The organism is Mesorhizobium sp. L-8-3 (genome assembly GCF_016756615.1).
Taxonomy (GTDB): Bacteria; Pseudomonadota; Alphaproteobacteria; order Rhizobiales; family Rhizobiaceae.
This window is the reverse complement of sequence record NZ_AP023262.1, coordinates 3932192-3951112: the sequence shown is the minus strand read 5'-3', so window position 1 is coordinate 3951112 and position 18921 is coordinate 3932192. Positions and strand designations below refer to the sequence as shown.

15 protein-coding genes are annotated in these 18921 nt (G+C 65.1%); 4 read left to right on the top strand and 11 right to left on the bottom strand.

Annotated elements, in window-relative coordinates; genetic code table 11:
- Positions 1-76: 76 nt before the first annotated feature.
- The 3 genes from JN302_RS18430 (at position 77) to JN302_RS18420 (ending at position 3177) form a co-directional block, all read left to right on the top strand.
- Positions 77-859: a hypothetical protein gene (locus tag JN302_RS18430; RefSeq protein ID WP_202333998.1), complete on the top strand. Its 783-nt coding sequence runs from the start codon at positions 77-79 to the stop codon at positions 857-859.
- Between the two features lie 146 nt (positions 860-1005).
- Positions 1006-2616, top strand: a complete 1611-nt coding sequence (locus JN302_RS18425) for an arylsulfatase (RefSeq protein WP_202333997.1) — start codon at positions 1006-1008, stop codon at positions 2614-2616.
- Between the two features lie 99 nt (positions 2617-2715).
- Complete coding sequence (locus tag JN302_RS18420; RefSeq protein ID WP_202333996.1) at positions 2716-3177, top strand: hypothetical protein; 462 nt, start codon at positions 2716-2718, stop codon at positions 3175-3177.
- A 380-nt stretch (positions 3178-3557) separates the two neighbouring features.
- Here the strand turns inward: JN302_RS18420 and JN302_RS18415 are convergent, their stop codons facing one another.
- From JN302_RS18415 to JN302_RS18365, 11 genes are all read right to left on the bottom strand, one after another.
- Positions 3558-5066: an SRPBCC family protein gene (locus JN302_RS18415; protein WP_202314011.1), complete on the bottom strand. Its 1509-nt coding sequence runs from the start codon at positions 5064-5066 to the stop codon at positions 3558-3560.
- 23 nt (positions 5067-5089) lie between these two features.
- Positions 5090-5527 carry an SRPBCC family protein gene (locus JN302_RS18410; RefSeq protein ID WP_202314010.1) on the bottom strand — a complete coding sequence of 146 codons (438 nt, stop codon included), beginning with the start codon at positions 5525-5527 and terminating at the stop codon, positions 5090-5092.
- Between the two features lie 17 nt (positions 5528-5544).
- Positions 5545-7740: a flotillin family protein gene (locus JN302_RS18405; RefSeq protein ID WP_202314009.1), complete on the bottom strand. Its 2196-nt coding sequence runs from the start codon at positions 7738-7740 to the stop codon at positions 5545-5547.
- Positions 7741-8334: 594 nt separating this feature from the next.
- Positions 8335-10542, bottom strand: a complete 2208-nt coding sequence (locus JN302_RS18400) for an ABC transporter permease (RefSeq protein ID WP_202314008.1) — start codon at positions 10540-10542, stop codon at positions 8335-8337.
- Positions 10535-11320, bottom strand: coding sequence for an ABC transporter ATP-binding protein (locus JN302_RS18395; protein ID WP_202314007.1), 786 nt, complete (start codon positions 11318-11320; stop codon positions 10535-10537). Before JN302_RS18395 ends, JN302_RS18400 begins: the two co-directional genes overlap by 8 nt.
- Positions 11321-11345: 25 nt before the next feature.
- Positions 11346-12593, bottom strand: a complete 1248-nt coding sequence (locus JN302_RS18390) for an ABC transporter substrate-binding protein (protein ID WP_202314006.1) — start codon at positions 12591-12593, stop codon at positions 11346-11348.
- A gap of 61 nt (positions 12594-12654) precedes the next feature.
- Positions 12655-13683, bottom strand: coding sequence for a branched-chain amino acid ABC transporter permease (locus tag JN302_RS18385; RefSeq protein ID WP_202333995.1), 1029 nt, complete (start codon positions 13681-13683; stop codon positions 12655-12657).
- Positions 13680-14732, bottom strand: coding sequence for a branched-chain amino acid ABC transporter permease (locus JN302_RS18380; RefSeq protein WP_202314004.1), 1053 nt, complete (start codon positions 14730-14732; stop codon positions 13680-13682). The genes JN302_RS18385 and JN302_RS18380 overlap by 4 nt, the downstream gene beginning before the upstream one ends.
- Positions 14729-16066, bottom strand: a complete 1338-nt coding sequence (locus JN302_RS18375) for a metal-dependent hydrolase family protein (RefSeq protein WP_202333994.1) — start codon at positions 16064-16066, stop codon at positions 14729-14731. The genes JN302_RS18380 and JN302_RS18375 overlap by 4 nt, the downstream gene beginning before the upstream one ends.
- A gap of 76 nt (positions 16067-16142) precedes the next feature.
- Positions 16143-16928: an alpha/beta fold hydrolase gene (locus JN302_RS18370; protein ID WP_202314001.1), complete on the bottom strand. Its 786-nt coding sequence runs from the start codon at positions 16926-16928 to the stop codon at positions 16143-16145.
- The gene (locus JN302_RS18365) at positions 16925-17803 is read right to left on the bottom strand and encodes a fumarylacetoacetate hydrolase family protein (RefSeq protein ID WP_202314000.1); all 879 of its coding nucleotides are present in this window, start codon (positions 17801-17803) and stop codon (positions 16925-16927) included. Before JN302_RS18365 ends, JN302_RS18370 begins: the two co-directional genes overlap by 4 nt.
- A gap of 230 nt (positions 17804-18033) precedes the next feature.
- On the opposite strand from JN302_RS18365, the gene JN302_RS18360 reads away from it, so the two are divergent.
- On the top strand, positions 18034-18702 hold the full coding sequence (locus JN302_RS18360) for a FadR/GntR family transcriptional regulator (RefSeq protein WP_202333993.1): 669 nt from the start codon (positions 18034-18036) through the stop codon (positions 18700-18702).
- The last annotated feature ends 219 nt before the right edge of the window (positions 18703-18921 follow it).

Below are 18921 nucleotides of genomic sequence, written 5' to 3'. Positions count from 1 at the left end.
CGCCTGTCTCGGCGTCTTGTCACCGATCAACACAGCAAGACCCCGGCTGATTTCGATCGCCTCATGAAAGCGTGATATGAAGACCTGCAGTCTGTTTTTGCCGTTGAGCCTGCTTCTTTCTTGCCCGTCGATAGCCGCAGACCTCTACGTACCGATGACACCCGAGGCCAAGCCGATCGAGGCGAACGGCTGGACGTTCACGGTCGCGCCATACTTCTGGATGGCCGGGCTGTCCGGCGACCTGGCGCAATTCGGCGCTCCGACCGTCAGCATCGATCGTAGCTTCAGCGACATCCTCGATGACCTGGACTTCGGCGCAATGGCAATCGGCGAAGCCCGCTACGGGAGGTTCAGCCTCATCGGCGATGTCATGTACACCAGGATCTCCTCCGGCAGAGGCACTCCTCGAGGTGTCGCGGCGCACAGCGCGGACATATCGTCGGAGACCTTCACGGGATTGTTCGGCGCCGGCTACTCCGTCGTCGACCGTGCCGACATGCGCCTCGATATCGTCGGGGGCATCAGGGTCTGGTCGGTCGATACCGAAATCAGCCTCGATGGCGGCGTTCTGGACGGAGCTTCCTTCAGCGATGGAGCGACCTGGGTAGACGGTATGGCCGGAATACGTGGCCACTATTCGATCGACCCGAAGGTCTACCTGGCAGGCTGGGGCCTCATAGGGGGCGGAGCGGCCGATGTCGACTGGGACGTTGCCGGAGTCCTTGGTTATCGCCTCAACGACAGCCTTTCCGCACTGCTGGGCTACCGTGCCCTCGGAGTCGACTACAGCAACGACCGCGGCTTTGTCTTCGACGTCGTGCAGCAAGGACCGATCATCGGGCTTTCGATGCATTTCTAGGAATTCATATTCCGCTGCACCTCTCGTTTGTCGGCCGCGGTCGCCAAACACGATTTCCCGATGCAACGCCTCTTACCGCTCCGTGCTCCGCCCGAAATCGCAAGGGATGTGAGCCTCCGCCGACAGTGCCAAACGAGGAACACACTATGAAGACAGCCAGAAAGCTATGGATCAGCCTATCGTCCGCCACGATGATGATGGTGGGCGCACCGGCAATCGCGCAGCAGCAGGAGCCGCCCAACATCGTCGTCATCATGGGCGACGACATCGGCATATGGAATATCGGCGCCTACCACCGGGGAATGATGGCGGGCAAGACGCCAAACATCGATCGGCTTGCCTCGGAAGGCATGCTGTTCACCGATTACTACGCCGAAGCGAGTTGCACGGCGGGTCGCGCGGCCTTCATCACCGGGGAACTGCCGGTCCGCACGGGCATGACGACCGTCGGCCAGGCCGGGGCGCCTGTCGGCCTTCCGGCAGAGGCTGTTACGATCGCCGCTGCGCTCAAGGACATGGGCTACACAACCGGACAGTTTGGAAAAAACCACCTTGGCGACAAGAACGAGTTCCTTCCGACCGTGCACGGCTTCGACGAATTCTATGGCTATCTCTACCACCTCGATGCGATGGAAGATCCCTGCCAGCCCACCTATCCGCAGGAAATGAGATCGCAAGTCGGCCCACGCAACATGGTTCACGCCTGGGCGGCCGATGTCGACGACCCGGCTGTCGATCCACGCTGGGGCAAGGTCGGCAAGCAAAAAATCGAAGATGCCGGCGAGTTGTGCCCCGAACGCATGGAAACCGTCGACGACGAGATCCTCGACAACGCGCTCAAGTTCATCGACAAGGCCGAGGCTGACGACAAGCCGTTCTTCGTCTGGCTGAACCCGACCCGCATGCATATCGTGACACATCTGTCACCCAAATACGAAGCCACGCGCAATTCGCAAAACGGCTGGTCGATCCAGGAAGCCGGGATGGCGCAACTCGACGACATGGTCGGCTCCGTGATGGAGAAGTTGAATGCCATCGGCGAGGCCGACAATACGATCGTCGTCTTCACGACCGACAACGGCACCGAACTCTTCACATGGCCGGACGGCGGGATGACACCATTCGCACAGAACAAGGGGACGGTCATGGAAGGCGGCTTCCGCGTGCCGGCGATCGTTCGCTGGCCGGGCAAGGTGCCGGCAGGCAAGGTCGAGAACGGCATCATCTCCGGCCTCGACTGGTTCCCGACATTGCTGGGGGCTGCAGGAAACGCGAACGTCGTCGAAGAACTCAAGCAGGGCAAGCAGATCGGAGGCACGACTTACAAGGTCCATCTCGACGGCTACAACCAGCTGGACATGATCACCGGCAAGGGACCGTCAAACCGGCGAGAAGTCTGGTATTTCGCCGAGAGCCAACTGGGTGCGGTGCGTATCGGCGACTACAAGTATCGATTCATCGACCAGCCCCAGGGCTGGTTGGGCGGCAGAACCACGGTTTCCGCGCCATACCTGACCAATCTTCGCCTCGATCCGTTCGAACGTGCCGGATGGCCCGACAGCGGGACCAAGGAAGGCTCCCTGCAATATTTCGACTGGTTCAAGTACGAATTCTGGCGCTTTGTCTTTGTCCAGGAGGAGGTGGTCAGGCTGGCCAAGTCCGCCATCGAGTTTCCGCCGATGCAGAAAGGTGCGAGCTTCAACCTCGAATCGATAAAGGCAAAAATCGCCGAGGCTCAGGCGGCCATGGCCAAGTAGCAGGCAAAAGACTTCATTGCGGGCGGCCACGGCCGCCCGCTCCACGCGCATAGTGTGAATTGTCAAATTGCGGCATAGCGCTCGACCGCCCGGTGCAGCATGAACACCATCAACACCTTCATTGCCAGGACGATCCGGTGGTTTCTCATCGTCTTCGGCCTGGTTACATCAGCGACATTGCCATTCGCGGTCGACATCCACTTGCTGACGCCGATGCTCGGCGGGCTGGTCGATTATACGCCCTCCAGCGTACCTGCCTTGCGGCATTGGGGGATCATGATCTTCGGGATCGGTGTGCTGATGGTTGTCGCCGGCTTGCGCCCGTGGCTGCGGTTCGAGACCATGTTGTTCAGCACGGTAGAGAAGGCCTTTATGGTCTATCTCTTCCTCGCCAATCAAGACCAGCCTTGGGCAGCCGGTTATTTCTTCGCGTTCATCGTCGACGCAGTCATCGTCGCGTATGGCGTTCTTTACTTCGTCAGCGGTCAAGGCCGGCCGAGCACCTGGGTAATGGCGGACAACGCCGCAGTTCCGGGAGCAAGTCGCCCGGTCGTCAGGTGAGGCGCGGCTACAGAGTGTCGCGTGAATCCATCCACGGTACACGACGGGAGCGGTCGCGGGTGATCAGCGGCAACATATCCGCTTCGTCATCCACGGACGAGCGCACGCAGAGAAGCGGAGGGCGCACCGATCCGTGGATCCATGCCGTGACCGACCCGAAGGCCGCAGACGGTCGAGGAAGAGGATGGCACCCCGATCCACTCGCCCAGGCCCGCTCTGCACCGAAGCAGTCGTCCGCGATTTCACGGCACGGATTCTCGGGTCACCTGCGGCTCGCTGCGCTCGCCTCCGGGCCCGAGAATGACGAAGATCGGGCGGCGCTGTTGCTGGGCAACGTATGACTGACATAAGCCTTGCTTCCGTGGACGACTGCCGGCTTGTCACATCACCAGCACCAGCGAGCCGGTCGTACGCCGTTGCTCGAGGTCCCGATGCGCGTCCGCCGCCCGGGCGAGGTCGTATCGGGTCGGAGGCTCGACATGGACGACACCCTGCCGAAGTGCCGCGAAGAACCGGTTCACATGCGGGCCGAGCTTTTCGGGCGTGTCGGTGTAGTGCCCGTAATTGGGGCGCGACACGGTGATCGATTTCGACGAGAAACGGCCGAGGTCCCAGTCGCCGACGGGGCCCGACGCCTGGCCGAAACTCACAAGATGGCCGCATATGGCGAGCGCGGCGATCGAGCCGGAGAAGGTGTCGGCACCCACGGCGTCAAAGACGATATCGGCCCCTCGCCCGCCCGATATGCGCATCACGGCATCGGCGAAGTCCTCGCGCCCGCGAACGATGCTGTGGTGGGCCCCCAGCCGTTCGGCGATGCGGGCCTTGTCGTCGCTCGACACGGCCGCGATGACAGTCGCACCGAGATGCCTTGCCCATTGCACGAGAAGCTGGCCGACGCCGCCCGCCGCCGCATGGACGAGCACGATGTCGCCCGGCCGCACCTGGCAGACATCGTGCAGGAGGAAGCTTGCCGTCACCCCCTTCAGCAGCCCGGCGGCCGCGACATCGTCGGATATGTCGGGAGACAGATGCACCAGGAGATCGGGCACCATGTTGCGGCGCTCGCAATAGGCGCCGACGGGCGGGCAGGCGTAGGCCACCCGGTCGCCGACGGCATAGCCTTCGACGGCGGCGCCAACGGCTTCGATGACGCCTGCGGCCTCCATGCCAGGGGTGCCCGGTGGCCGGATCAGGTCGAAATAACCGGTGCGGCAATAGACGTCGATGAAGTTGACGCCGATCCTGCTGTGGCGGATGCGGACCTCGTTCTCCGCAGGTGCGGGAAGACCGATCTCCCGCATCTCCAGCACGTCGGGTCCGCCGTAGCGGTCCATGACGATCGCCCTGGTTCGTTCCGATCCCATCTGCGGCCGCGCCAACGGCACCGTCGGCGCGGGCCTCGTTTCAATGGGGCGCGGCGCGGCAGCGGGAAGCTCGGCGCTTCGCGGCCCACCGCCGAACAGCCGCCGGATCGCCGCGAAACCGGCCTGGTAGATATCTTCGGTCACCAGCTTCACCAGTTCGGCTCGGCGCTGCGCCGGCGGCTCGAATTCCGATTGCCACTCCCAGAAGGTCCGGTCTCCGTCCGTCACGGGCTTCAGTCGGATCGAGGCGACATAGCCCATCAAGGGCAGCGGCGCTTCGAGCAGGCAATAGGTCAGCGAGCGTTTCTCGTCCGAGAGCGAAAGCAGTTGCTCGCGCAGTTCGCCGCCGTCGGCCAGCCGGAAATGCCGGACGGCGCCGACGGCATCGACCGGGTCGCCGTTTTCTATCGCGCTCGCCGCAATCGCGGGATGCCAGCGCTCATGGCCGTTGAAATCGCGCAGGACGCGCCAGACTTCATCGACCGGCGCATCGATGACGGTACTCTGCCGGACCTTTACCATCGAACAAGCACCATCGATCGGGATCAGCGACCGAAACGCTGCTTGAGCGCGTTGAAACCCGACTGGAACACGCCTGCGCCGATCTGGCGGACCAGCGCATCCTCCCGCTCGGGCGCGCATTCGAATTCGGCCTGCCACTCGGCGAAGGTCACATTGCCGTCCGTGACCGGCGTCAGCGACAAAGTCGCGACGTAGTCCGTCACGCCCATCGGACTTTCCAGGATCGCATAGGTGCAGGACAGGTCGTAGTCGGAAAGCGCCAGCAGCCGCTCCCTGATGCGTCCGCCGTCCTTCAGCGCGAAATTGCGGATGCAGCCGACCTGGTCGGCCTTCGCATTCTGCTCGATGCGGCTCTCCGTCACGAAGGGCGTCCAATCGGGCAGGCCATTGAAATCGCGCACAACCTTCCACACCTCGGCCGCCGGCGCGCCGATGATGGTCGAGACATAGACTTTCGGCATCTTCCGGTCAGGCCCCGTCAGTGATCGTGATCGTCGTCGTCACGGTCGTCCCTGCCATTCGAGCTTTTTCCGCCCTTCTTGTCTCGGGACAGGCTGGCGATATCCTTGGCGTCGCGCAGCACGTCGGTCATCCTGCCGAGCGACCCGCCTTCGATGCCGATCTCCTTCATGAGGTTGTCGATCATCGGCGCCTGCACACGATAACGAAGCGCGGAATCGATCACCTCGTCGGTGACGTTGCGGCTGCCGCCGACGCCATTGCCCATGCCGTCGACATGGAGGATCTTGATGCCGTCGATCTTCTCCATCGGCTTCACGCTTTCGCGCACGATGCCTTCCAGGCGGTCGAGCAGCTTGCCGCGCAGGCGTCCGGCGCGTGCGTCGTCCGACAAAAGGTTCTCCGCCTCGTTGAGCTGGCGCTGGCCGGCGGCATCGACCTCGTAACGCTGCGCGGCCGCAAGAGCGCGGATCTTCTCGGCATCGGCGGAAGCCGTCGCGGCGATCTTCTGGGCCTCCGCCAGGCTCTTGGCCGCCTTCATCTCGGCCTCGGCAGCCGCCGTCACGCGCAGCGCCTCGCGTTCGGCCTCGCGCTGCGCGGCGATCAGCTCGGTCAGCTTGCGGCGCTCCGCGATCTCGCGCTCGCGCGCGGTGAAGGCCTGCTCCTCGGCCTGGATCGCCTTGGCGCGGACGGCCTCCGCAGCGGCAAGAGCGGCCGAGCGTTCCTGCGTCTTCTTGGCGATGTCGATCGCCTTCTGGATTTCCGCGATCTCGACCTTCTGGTCGCGGTCGACGGCGAGCTGGCGCAGGTCGCGCTCCTTGATGAGTTTGGCCTCCTCGATGCCGCGCTCCGTGGTGATCCTCGCCCGCTCGACCTCCTCCGCGGCAGCGATCTCGGCCTCCTCGAAGGCCTGGCGCTTGGCGATCTGGAGAGCTTCGAGATGACGCTCGCGGGACAGCCGCACCTCATCGAGAGCGCGTTCCTGGGCGATGCGCTCGGCCTCGGTCTGTTGCTGCGCGACGATTTCGGCACGCCGCTTTTCGGCTTCGGCCCGCGTGACGTCGAGCGCCTTTTCGGCCAGCGCGACCTGCCGCTCCAGTTCCACCAGCTCGAGCGCCTTGCGCCGCTGGATCTCCAACTCGCTCTGCGCCCGCTCGCGTTCGATGCGGGCCTTCTCCAGTTCCAGTTCGAGCGCGATCTGCTCGCGCTCGGTCTTCTCGCGCGTCTTCAGCTCCGCCTCGTCGAGCGCACGCCGGCGCGCGATCTCTCGGCGCTGCGTCTCCTCCTCGGTCTTGATGCGCTCCTCGGTGATGGCGCGCTCCTGCGCGAGCCGTGACTTCTCCACCGCCTCGCGGGCGACGAGCTGCGCCTGCTCCGCCTCCTGATCCCGCACGGCACGCTCGCGGGCCAATTCGGCACGCTGCGCGGCGCGCCGCGTCTCGACCTCGCGCTCCTGCTCCAGTCGCGCATATTCGCTCTCGCGGTCGATCTCCAGCACCTTGCGGTGGGTATCGAGGTTCTGGTTGCGGATGTCGACCAGGGTGCGTTGCTCGATCTCGTTGCGCATCCTGCGGCGGCTTTCGATCGACTCCGTCAGCTGGGTAAGGCCTTCCGCGTCGAACGCATTGGACGGGTCGAAGAATTCGAGGCTTGTCTGGTCGAGATCGACGATCGCCACGCTTTCGAGCTCGAGCCCGTTTGCGGCGAGCGACTGCGACCCGATCTCGCGCACCTTGGAGGCGTAGTCGCCGCGCAGCTCGTGCATTTCCTCGAGCGTCATCTGGGCGGCCACGGTGCGCATGGCGGCAGCGAACTTGCCTTCGAGCAGCTCGCGCAGCCCGCCCTCCTGGAGTGTGCGGCGGCCGAGCGTCTGCGCCGCGGCGGCCACCAGCGCACGGTCGGCGCCGACCCGCACGAAGAACTCGGCAACAAGATCGACGCGCATGCGGTTCCTGGTGATCAGCGCGGTCTGGTCCTCGCGCCGCACCTCGATGCGCATCACGTTCATGTTGACCGGCGTGATCTCGTGCAGGACCGGAATGACGAAGGCGCCGCCGTTGACGACCACCTTCTCGCCGAGGAAGCCGGTGCGGACGAAGGCCGTCTCCTTGGTCGAGCGGCGATAGAGCCATCGCAGGACATAGACGGCGATCACCACGACGACGGCTGCGATGATGAGCCACAACAAGAATGTACCGAAAGCCTGCGCGGCCATTTTCATTCCTCCCCAACGGTCGCTATGCGGCGACCGGTCTCATTTCCAAAGGTCCATTCGCGAGTCGCGGATCGAGCGACGGACACGGACGTCGTGCCCTTAGCGAAGTACCCCTCATCCGACCTCGCTTCGCGAGGCCACCTTCTCCCACAAGGGGAGAAGGCCGGAGCCCAGTTTGGGCGCCGCCGCAAATCGCCAACGTTCGCAATTGGCCGAAACCTTGCTGCAGGCGTTCCCTTCTCCCCTTGTGGGAGAAGGTGGCCGCGCGAAGCGCGGTCGGATTAGGGGTACTTCGGCGGCTACGATCCAGGTGCGACCAGGGCCCGGTCCTGTAAAATACTGGATTTTTACAGGACGAGGCCAGTTTCCGGATATCGCGCCTTTCGGCGTGATCGGATCGGCGCGGCCGTGGCAAAGCCTGCCCAGCGGGACGCGGGGCGCAAGACCTCAACAGTGAAACGATGCGTCGGAAAATCGCCGATGCCGGCGGCCACGTCAATCGGGGACGCCGGGGGGACATCAAGAATTGATCGGGCACGACAGATGTGCCGGCATCCATGCCGCGACCGCCCGTCCAATCACCAAGGCGTCCCATCACGCCCGCCTCTGCAGCTTCGGCGCGATCGCCCGGAAGGCTTCGACCACCGCCTCGACGAAAGGCGCATCGTTGATGTTCGCGCCGACGCGTTCCACACGGCGTTGCGGCGTTCCCCGCACCGTCTTCTCGATGGCCTCGAACAGCGCGTTGTCCGCCTCCGGGTCGTGGAAGGCCTTGCCGGTTGCGTCGAGCATCGAAACGCCGCGCTCGGGCAGGAGAAAGCGCACCGGGCCGTTCATCTGGTTGAGCCGCCCGCCGATCCATTCCCCGAAAGCTCGGTTCTCGTCGCGCGTGGTGCGCATCAGCGTGACGTTCGGATTGTGGATCACGAATTTCCTGTTGCGGAATTTCTCCGGTACCGTGTCGCGCGGGCCGAAATTGACCATGTCGAGCGCGCCGACAGAACCGACATAGGGCAGCCCGGTGCGGATCGGCGCGCCGAAGCGGTCCTGATCGGCCGGGAAGACGCCGCCGACGATCATGTCGGCGACCTCGGTCGTGGTCAGGTCGAGGAAGCCGGAGAGCAGGCGGGAATCGCCGAGGCTTTCCATCGAGCGGCCGCCGATTCCGGTGGCGTGGAATACCAGGCAGTCATAGTCCGCCTCGAGCCGCCCGGTTACGGCCTGGACCGCCGGGGTGGTGACGCCGAACATGGTGATCCCGAGGGCCGGACGGGCGAGCTTGCGCCTTGCCTCCCAGGCCTCGGCGCTCGGCAACTGGGCGACCATGCCGGCCATGGCGTGGGCGGCGTTGCCGAGCACCTGCTCGGTGATCGAGTTCAGCCCCTGCACGTCGGCGACCGAATGGAACATCATGATGTCGGCGGGGCCGACATATTTCGCGACGTCTCCGGCCGCGACCGTCGAGACCATGATCTTGGGGATGCCGACCGGCAGCGCGCGCATGCCTGCCGTCGCCAGCGTCGTGCCGCCCGAGCCGCCGGCGGAAATGATGCCGCCGATGCGCGGCTCGCGCTCGATCCAGCGGGCGAAGGCTTCCGCCATGGCCGCGACCGAGCGCCCGCGATCACCCGACATGACTTCCGACGGCCCGCGCGGATGCATGCCGGCGACCTGGACTGCGGGCACATCGGCGCTCACGGGCCGGCCCGAGGTGGAAAGATCGACGGTGCGTACCGGAATCCCGAGCGCCCTCAGCCGGTCGGCGACGAAGCGCAGTTCCCTGGCCTTGGTGTCGAAGGTGCCGGCGACGATCACCGTGCGCCCGATGCGCTCTGCGAAGGGCATGGCGAAGATCTTCTTCGCATCGTCGGCCGGCGCCGATTTCTCGACGGCGGCCTGGCGCATCTCGGTGACAGGCACATTCCATCGGTTGGGCAGTTCCGTGACGGGCCGATAGACGCTGCTCGCCGTCGGCGTCTCAGCAGCCTCGGACGGGCGTCGATCGATGCGATAGACCTCGGCGAGCTGCTCCCTGGCCTGCGCGGCCACGTCAGGCGTCACCGCCTCTTCATCCGAGTGCCGGCCGACGCCGAGGAGCCGCTGCTGCAGGCTACGGTCGGCGGCGAGCGCGCGCGCCTCCATGATCCGGTTGATCCGGCCATTGACCATGATCGCCACATGGTCCGAAACTGATGTCGCCACCCCGATATTCTGCTCGATGACAAGGATCGCCATCTCGCCTTCCTCGGCGAGCGTGACGAGCATCTTCTCGACCTGGTCGACGATGACGGGCGCCAGCCCTTCGGTCGGCTCGTCCATGACCAGGAGCTTCGGATCGCTGAGCAGCGCCCGCGAGATGGCAAGCATCTGCTGCTCTCCGCCGGAGAGCTGGGAGCCGCCGTTGTCGCGGCGCTCGGCGAGCCTCGGGAATGTCTGGTAGACGCGCTCGACGGTCCACGCAGCGTCGCGTCTGACCCCGGCCGCCAGCCGCAGATGCTCGTCGACGGTGAGGCTCGGCCAGACGCGCCGCCCCTGCGGCACGTAGCCGACCCCGAGGCGATGGATCTCATGCGGCTCGAGCGTCGAGATCTCACGGCCGTTGACTCGGATCGAGCCCGACCGGGCGCGCTTCAGGCCAGTGATCGTGTTGCAGAGCGTCGTCTTGCCCATGCCATTGCGGCCGACCACAGAGAGCACGCCGCTTTCCAGCGTCAGCGACACGCCCTGTATGGCGTGGCTCTCGCCGTAATAGACATGCAGGTCGTCGATCCTGAGGACGGCCTTTCCGGAGCGCTCAGCCATGCCTGCCTCCGAGATAGATCTGCTGCACCTCGGCGTCGGCCTCGATCTCAGCCGGCGTGCCTTCCTTGAAGAGCCGCCCGTTGTGCATCATCGAGACATATTCGGAGACCCGCAGCGCGACATCAAGGTCATGCTCGATGATGATGTATCCGATATGCCTGGGCAACGCGTTCAGAATGGCGACGAGGTCGCGCCGCTCGGTCGGCGAGAGACCGGCGGCCGGCTCGTCGAAGAGGATGAAGCGCGGCGCGCCGGCGAGCGCCAGAGCGATCTCGAGCTGGCGCTGCTGGCCGTGGCTGAGCGTAGCGACCGGCGTATCGCGGTCGCCGTCGAGATGGACTGCGCCCAGGATCGATTCCGCCTGGACCATGTTGACGTCGGCCGCGTTCGGCCGCAGCAGCGAGAAACGCCGCCGCGACACGCCGCGGCAGGCGAGGAAGACACTGTCCAGGACGCTCAGCCCGTTGAAGAGCTGCGAGATCTGGTAGGTCCGGCGCAACCCGCGCCGGATGCGCTCATGTGGCGGGAGGTCGGTGATGTCCTCGCCGAAGAAGCGGATGCGCCCCGCCGTCGGCAGGAAGTCGCCCGTGATGGCGTTGAACAGCGTCGTCTTGCCGGCGCCGTTCGAACCGAGGACCGCGCGCCGCTCGCCGGCCGCGATCCTCATGTCGATGCCGGAGAGCGCCACCAGGGCGCCGAAATGCCGCGCGACGCCGTCGAGCTCCAGCGCATGGGCGCCGGTGCCTTGCAGGCGGGATGCGACGGCATTGTCGGTCACGGTGCCACCCTCCAGGCGACGCTTCTTACGGGCAGGACGGGTTATCGCGCCCGACGACGCCGAGCTTCAGGAACTCGTCCTCGGCGATGCCGAGCGTCTGGTTGACCTGCGGCACCACCTTGACCAGCTTGTTGTAGAGGTTGCCGTCGGAGCCCTCCGACACTTCGGTCAGATAGATGTCGGCGATCGCCTGCCGGTTCTTATCGAGCGACACCTTGCCGGTCGGCGTGTCGAAGGAGAGCTTGGACAGCGCCTCCCTAAGCTTGGCTCCATCGTCGGACAGATCGGCCTTGACCTCCTCCAGGCCGAGCAGCGTCGCCTTCATGTTGACATAGTAGCCATGGGCGAAGAGCGACGGCGACGGGAAGGCGTCGGCCTGCTTCTTGTAGGCCTCGACGAAGGCCTTCCATTCCGGCGTGTCGTTGGTGTCGGCGATCGGGCCGGCCGACGGCGTGCCGACGACCACCTCGCGGATCTTGCCCTTCGAGGTGAGCACCGTCTGGTCGACGGTGATCGAGCCGCCGATCAAGGGCGCGGTGCCGCCGGCCTGCTGGTACTGGGTCAGGAAATTGACGCCGTCGGCGCCGCCGAGCGCCACATAGATCGCGTCGACGTCGTCGGGTATCGCGGCAATGACGGAGGAATAGTCCTTGTTGCCGATCGGCACCCAGGATTTCGACGGCACCGTGCCGCCGGCCTTGCAGAACTCGGCCATGAAGCCGAACACCTGCGTATAGGGGAAGGAATAGTCTTCGGCGACCGTCGCCACCTTCTTGTAGCCCTTCTCGTTGAAGGCATAGGTGCCGAGGCCCGCCATCCATTGCGCGCCGTCGGTCGAGAAGCGGAAGAAGTTCGGCGCCGGATCGCGCAACGTCGTGTCCTGGGCGGCCGAGGTGCCGTTAATGAAGGCCACGCCCGGCTGGGTCTTGGCATAGTCCTTGACGGCGATGCCTTCGTCTCCGGAGAGCGGTCCGACGAGCACCTTCACGCCGTCCTGCTCGACCAGCTTGCGCGCGGCGCGCACCGCGCTGTCGGGCGAGGCATCCGACGAGCCCTTGACCACTTCGATCTTCTTGCCGGCGACGGTGCCGCCAACCTCGTCGATCGCGGTCATGGCGCCGCGCATGCTGTCCTCGCCCAGCACGGTGAAGGGGCCCTCGAATGTCGCCAGCACACCAATCTTGATGGTGTCGTCCTGCGCGAGCGCCTGCGACGGCGCGGTGAGCCCGCTCGCCAGCGCCAATGCCAGCAATGTACGCCTGTGGATCCTCATTGATACCTCCCTTGTTTTCCTGGCCTTGTTTCCTGGATCGGTTGTTTCAGCCGCCCTCTCCTCACGGGTTCGGGCGCAAGGACTCCTGGGCCAGATGTGGTCTGATCCTCCCCCACAGTCCCAGCAGGCCATCCGGCGAGACGAAGACGATCGCCAGGAAGACGAGGCCGATGAGCGTGTTGAAACGCTCGGCCCCGACGATGTCGATGGCGAAGGTCTGCATCAGGACGACGACGAGCGCCCCCAGGAACGGCCCGACCGGATGGCGCATCCCGCCGATGACGGCGATGATCAGGACATTGATGGCGGCGGCGACATTGATGGTGCCCGGCGAGATGCGTCCGTTGAACCAGACGAGCAGCACGCCGGCGAGGCCGGCGATGATGCCGGCATAGAAATAGGCGACGACCTTGTGCGCGGTGACGTTGAAACCGATGGCGCGCATGCGGCGGGGATTGTCGCGCAGCGCCTGCAGCGTCAGGCCGAAGGTGGACCGCGAGCCGTAGAGCACCGCCGCATAGGTAAGCGCCGAGACGCCGAGGCACAGATAGTAGAAGGGCAGCGGGTTGCGCCAATAGACGCCCCAGAACTCCGGCGCGCGGATGCCGGCGTAGCCGGGAAAGCCGTTGAACAGGGAATAGTTCTGGTTGGTGAAATAGAAGAAGGCGGTGGCGATCGCCAGCGTGATCATGATCGTATAGATGCCTTCGGTCCGGTTCGAGATCACCCCGATCAGCGCCGAGGCGATACCCGCCAGCAGCGTCGCGAAGGGAACGACGATCCAGAACGGCCAGCCGAAGCCGTGCACGCCCGAGTTGTTGAGGCCAAGGATGGCGACCGCATAGCCGGCGACCCCGGCCACCGAGATCTGCGCCAGACTGACCATGCCGCCATAGCCGGCGAGCATCACCAGCGACAGCGCGATCATGCCCAGGATCAGCGAATAGGCCCCGATCTGCGTCAGGAAGAAGTCGGATGCCACCGCCGGATAGAGCGCCAGAAGCGCGAGGAGCACGACATTGCCCGCGCCGATGCGGTCGACGAAGGTGACGGTCGCACGCGGGCTGTCGCTGGTCACCAGAACGCTCATCGCGCTTTCCCCATGATGCCTTGCGGACGCAGCGCCAGCACCACCACCATGATGACGAAGGTGAGCACGATGCCGTAGGTCGGGAAATAGACAAGACCGATCTGCTCGGCGAGGCCGATCAGCAGGGCGCCGATGGCGGCGCCGGTGATCGAGCCCATGCCTCCCACGATCACCACGACCAGCGAGGCGAGAAGATAGCGCACGTCCTCGCCGGGCGCGACCGAAAGCGCCGAGCCGCCGACTACGCCGGCAAAGCCCGCGAGCCCCGCTCCTATCGCGAAGACGATGGCGAAGACGGCATGCACGTTGACGCCCGAGGCGGACAGCATGGCCCGATCGTCTACGCCGGCGCGGATCATCATGCCGACCCGCGTCCGGTTGAGCATGAGCCAGAGGCCGACCCCGATGACGATGGCGACCCCGAGCACGACCAGCCTGTAGAACGGGTAGCGCATGAACACCGCCTCGCCGCTCGATTTCACCGCCGTCACGATCGGCATGGTGACGGCGCCGTCGAGCCAAGGCGGCGTGACGATCTGGTAGGTCGTGCCGGTCCACACCGCCAGCATCAGGTCGGCCGCGACGATCGAGATGCCGATCGTCACCAGCGTCTGGCGAAGATCATCGCCCTCAAGCCTGCGGAATACGAGGATCTGCATGACGAGGCCGATCAGCGCCAGCACGACGAAGCCCGCGGCGACGCCGAGCAGCCAATAACCGGTGCGCGTCGCGACCTCGTAGCCGATATAGGCGCCCAGCAGATAGAGCGAGCCGTGGGCGAGGTTCACATTGCGCATCAGGCCGAACACCAGGGTGAAGCCGCTCGCCACCAGGAAATAGAGGCCGGCGAGCGTGATGCCGTTGAACACGGCGCTGACGAAGGCCTTCTTCGAGATCAGCACGGCGTTCAGCCAGTCGGGCCAGGCTGCGAAGAACAGCCATGCCACCAGCGCGGCCACGACCAGCCAGAACAGGCCCCAGGCCTGCCGTCTCGTCATGCCGCCGCCTGACAGGTCGGCTGTCGCGCCTGGCCGATCCAGAAGGCTCATGCGGTCAGCCTGCGGCGCTGCTCGTTCATGCGCGGCGCCTTGTGGAACTTGCCGTCCTTCATGATGGCCAGGATGCGGTTTTTGTCTTGCAGGATACGCACGTCGGCGATCGGATCGCCGTCGACGAGCAGCAGGTCGGCCAGATAGCCTTCCTTGACCAGGCCGAGCTCGTCGGCCATGCCCATGATCTGGCCGCCATTTTTGGTCGCCGCCTGGATCGCCTCCATCGGCGAGAAACCGAGCATCTCGACGAAGGTCTGGATATCCTTGGCGTTGGTGCCCTGCGGCGTCCAGGCGAAGCCGTAGTCTCCGCCGATGCAGATGCGGATGCCGCGGCGGTGCATCTTCTTCATCGTATCGATGCACATTTCGAGCTCGCGCTCATATTCGAGAGCCACCGCCGAACCGGGCTTGATGCCCCACGGCTCCGCATAGCGCGCCGTGTTGATGAGCCAAGCGATGCCGGGTGCCACGAAATGCCTGTCCTTCGCGGCTTCGAGCATGTCGAGCGCCTCCTCGTCAGCGAAGGAAGCATGGTAGATGTTCTGGATGCCGTGGCGGATGCACTGCTTGACCGAACCCGACGAACGGGCATGGGCCGACAGCACCTTGTTGCGGCAGCGCGCCTCCTGGGCGGCCATCGCGACCTCCTCCTCCGACATCGGCGTCTCTTCCGCGCCCATGCCGGTGAGCGCCTCGCCCGACAGATTGAGCTTGATGGAATCGACGCCGTATTTGATGAGCTGGCGCACGGTGCGCCGGATCTCCTCGGGTCCCGACACGACGAGCCCGAGGTTCAACCCCTCATGCGGGATATGCGAGGGCGCGGCGTCGCCGAGGCCGCCAACCGTCGTGATCTCCGGCCCGGCCGCCAGATAGCGGGGCCCGGGAAACCGGCCCTGGTTGATGAACTTCTTGGCAACGACGTCGAGTCGCGGCTTGGCGGCGGCGGCCCCTCGGCCCGCGGTGAAGCCCGCATCCAGCACCAGCTTGGCCATCTCCATGGTCACCAGCATGTGCTCCTCGAGCTCCATCATCTGGATCGGGTCGATGCCAGGCGCATTGTTCCAGGAGAGATGGAGATGGGCGTCGATCATGCCGGGCATCAGCGTGGCGCCCATGCCGTCGATGACGGTCGCCCCGCCCGACGTCGACCCGGTCGAGCCGCCGAAGCGCGACGAGCCGCGTGTGATCTGCTTGATCCGGTTGCCCTGGACCAGCACCTCGCCCGTATAGGGATAGTCGCCGGTCGCGTCGAGCACGCGCACATTCGTGAAGAGTATGTTGCCGCCGCCGTTGCCGTTCCAGCCGCCGCCCCAGATATCGTCCGCCATCTCTACCTCCCGTAGTGGCTAGGGCGTTCTCCCGCCGCCCCGACCGGGATCGACCTCCATCGATCGCGGCCTAATCCTATCCTCGCCGATCGACCTCTCTGAGGAACTCCGCCAGCTTTCGATTGCTTGCCTGCGGGTTCTCTATCGTCGCCCAGTGGCCGCAGCGGTCGATCGAGGAGAATACGGCTCCCTTGATCCTGTCGGCAAGCGCCTGGGCGACGCTTGCCGGATTGACCATGTCGGCGTCGCCGGTGACCAGCATCGCCGGCGCCGCGATGCGGCTGATATCGACGGCCTCGGCCTTTGACAGCGCCTCGCAATGGCGCGCATAGGCCTCCGGATCCTGGCGGGTGATCGATTCCCGCACGAAGGCGACCGCCGCCGGGGCCGTCTCGCGTGTATGGGCCGAAAGCGCGCCGGCCACGATCTGGTCGGCTATGTCGGCGATGCCGCCGGAACGGGCGAGCCTTGCCCTGTTGAGCAGGGCCTCGCGCGTCGGAGCCGCCGGCTCGGCGAGGGCCCCGAAGAGTGACAGCGACGCCACCAGCCCCGGTTCACCCACGGCGATGCGCTGGCACACCATCGTTCCCATGGAATGACCGATGAAATGGGCGCGGGCAACGCCGAGCCCATGCATCGCGCGGATCACGGCATCGCTGAGCGTCTCCAGCGTCACGGCATCGAGCGGCCGCGGCGATCGGCCTGCTCCCGGAAGGTCGAGGCGCACCACGCGATAGCCGCCGAGCACGGCAAGCTGAGGCTGGAACATGTTCATCGTGCCGCCCAGGCCGTGGATCATCACCACGGGAAAGCCTTCCCCGCTGACTTCGGCGACGACCTGGCCGACCGTGACGGCGGTCATTGCGCACGCTCCACGAAACGGTTCTCCAGCGCACCGATGCCGTCGATCTCGACCCGCACCACGTCGCCGGCCTTCAGATATTTGGGCGGATCGAAACCGATGCCAACGCCGACCGGCGTACCGGTCGCGATGATGTCACCCGGCTTCAGCGTAATGCCCTGCGAGAGCGTCGCGATGATGGTCGGAATGTCGAAAATGAGCAACGATATCCTGGAATCCTGCCTGAGGTCGTCATTGACGAAGCAGCGGATCGCGGCGCTCTCCAGGTCGAATTCGTCCCTGGTCACCGCCCATGGGCCCATCGGACAGAACGTGTCCTGCGATTTGCCGATCAGCCACTGGCTGTAGCGGCCCTGGAGATCACGCGCGGTCACGTCGTTGACGATGGTATAGCCCCAGACATGCTCGAAGGCATTTTCCGGGGCGATGCCCCGCCCCTCCTTGCCGATGATGACGGCGAGCTCGGCCTCGTAGTCGATCGCCGTGGAAACCGATGCGTCCATCAGCACGGCCGCACCGGTCGGCACCACGGTTTCGGGTACTTTCGAGAAGATGATCGGGTGCTTCGGCACGGCGCCCGCGCCGGCGCTGGAATCGAAACCGCTGCGCGCGAATTCATGCGCGTGCTCATGGTAGTTCTTGCCCACGCAGAAGATGTTGCGCCGGGGTCGCGGCACCGGAGCCTCGAGTTCGACGCGGTCCAGCGGCACGGGCGACAGGGTGGGCGGCAGGCCCGCACCGTTGCGATCGATCAAGGCAAGCACGCCGGAAGCGGCGCTCTCCACCGGGAGATCGAAAGGCGCGACGGTCCGACTTTCCAGATCGACGAGGCCGACGCGGCGCTCGCCCGCAATCGAAAAGGTCGCCACCCTCATTCACGCTCTCCCTGAACCAATTTTGAACCAATTTCGGCTTCTTTTGAAGCAAGCTAGCGGCGATTGGTTTATCTCGCAAGCGGTTTCTTTGCTGGTCCGACCAATTTTCCGAGGCCGTTTCGTTGCAGGGCACCGAGTTTACAGGACTCCCGTCCTCGATATGGAGATGGACCAAACTCGGCCGGGCGGCTATAGATGGCTCAATATCGGATCAGATAAAGGTGCAGAGCGTGCCCAGGCTCGTCGCCAACGACATCGCCGCCGCCCTCAAGAGGCGCATCGCCGCCGGCGAGTGGGAAAATGGCCGGATGCCCCCCGAACGCGATCTCGCCGGTGAGTTCGGCGTGGCGCGAAACACGGTCCGACGCGCCGTCGGCATGCTGGAAGAGGACGGCACCGTGGTGCGCCATGTCGGCCGCGGCACCTTTCTGGCGGCCGCCAATAGCGACAGCCTCGCAGCGGCCGTGATGCGGATGGAAGGGACGAGCCCGGCCGACATGATGGAGATCCGCCAGCTCCTCGAGCCCGCCGCGGCCTCCTTTGCCGCCACCAATGCCAGCGCCGGCGAGCTCAATGCCGTGCGCGAAGCGCATCGCGCCGCGATCGAGGCGGACGACATGCCGATCTTCGAGCAGTGGGATGCGGAGTTTCACCACAGGATCTTCGCCTGTTCCCGCAACGAGTTCCTGAAGGAGATCCACAATGTCATGCGCATCCTGCGCAACCAGTCGCCCTGGTTCGAGATGAAGAAGCGTTCCTATTCCGAGGAGCGTCGACAGACCTATTGCCGCGAGCACCAGGCCGTCCTGGACGCCCTCTTCGGCCGCGATCCCGAAGGCGCGCGCCAGGCCATGCTGGCGCATCTGCAGACCGTGGCGAAAAACCTGCTCGGTCGGTAGGCCCCTGAGCATGCAAGGAAAGCGGCCATACGTAGCAATATCCAAGAGCGAAGAACGGCGTGCTGCTGAAGATCAGCCACATCCCATAAGCTCGCAGAAGGGTGCCAAGCTCAGTTGCATTCGCCGATCTGAACGGGCAGAACGGCCTTGTCACAAGGACCACCGCAACAGCCAATTGTGACACGGTCCCGACCGTCGCATGGTCAGTTTGCAGGATTC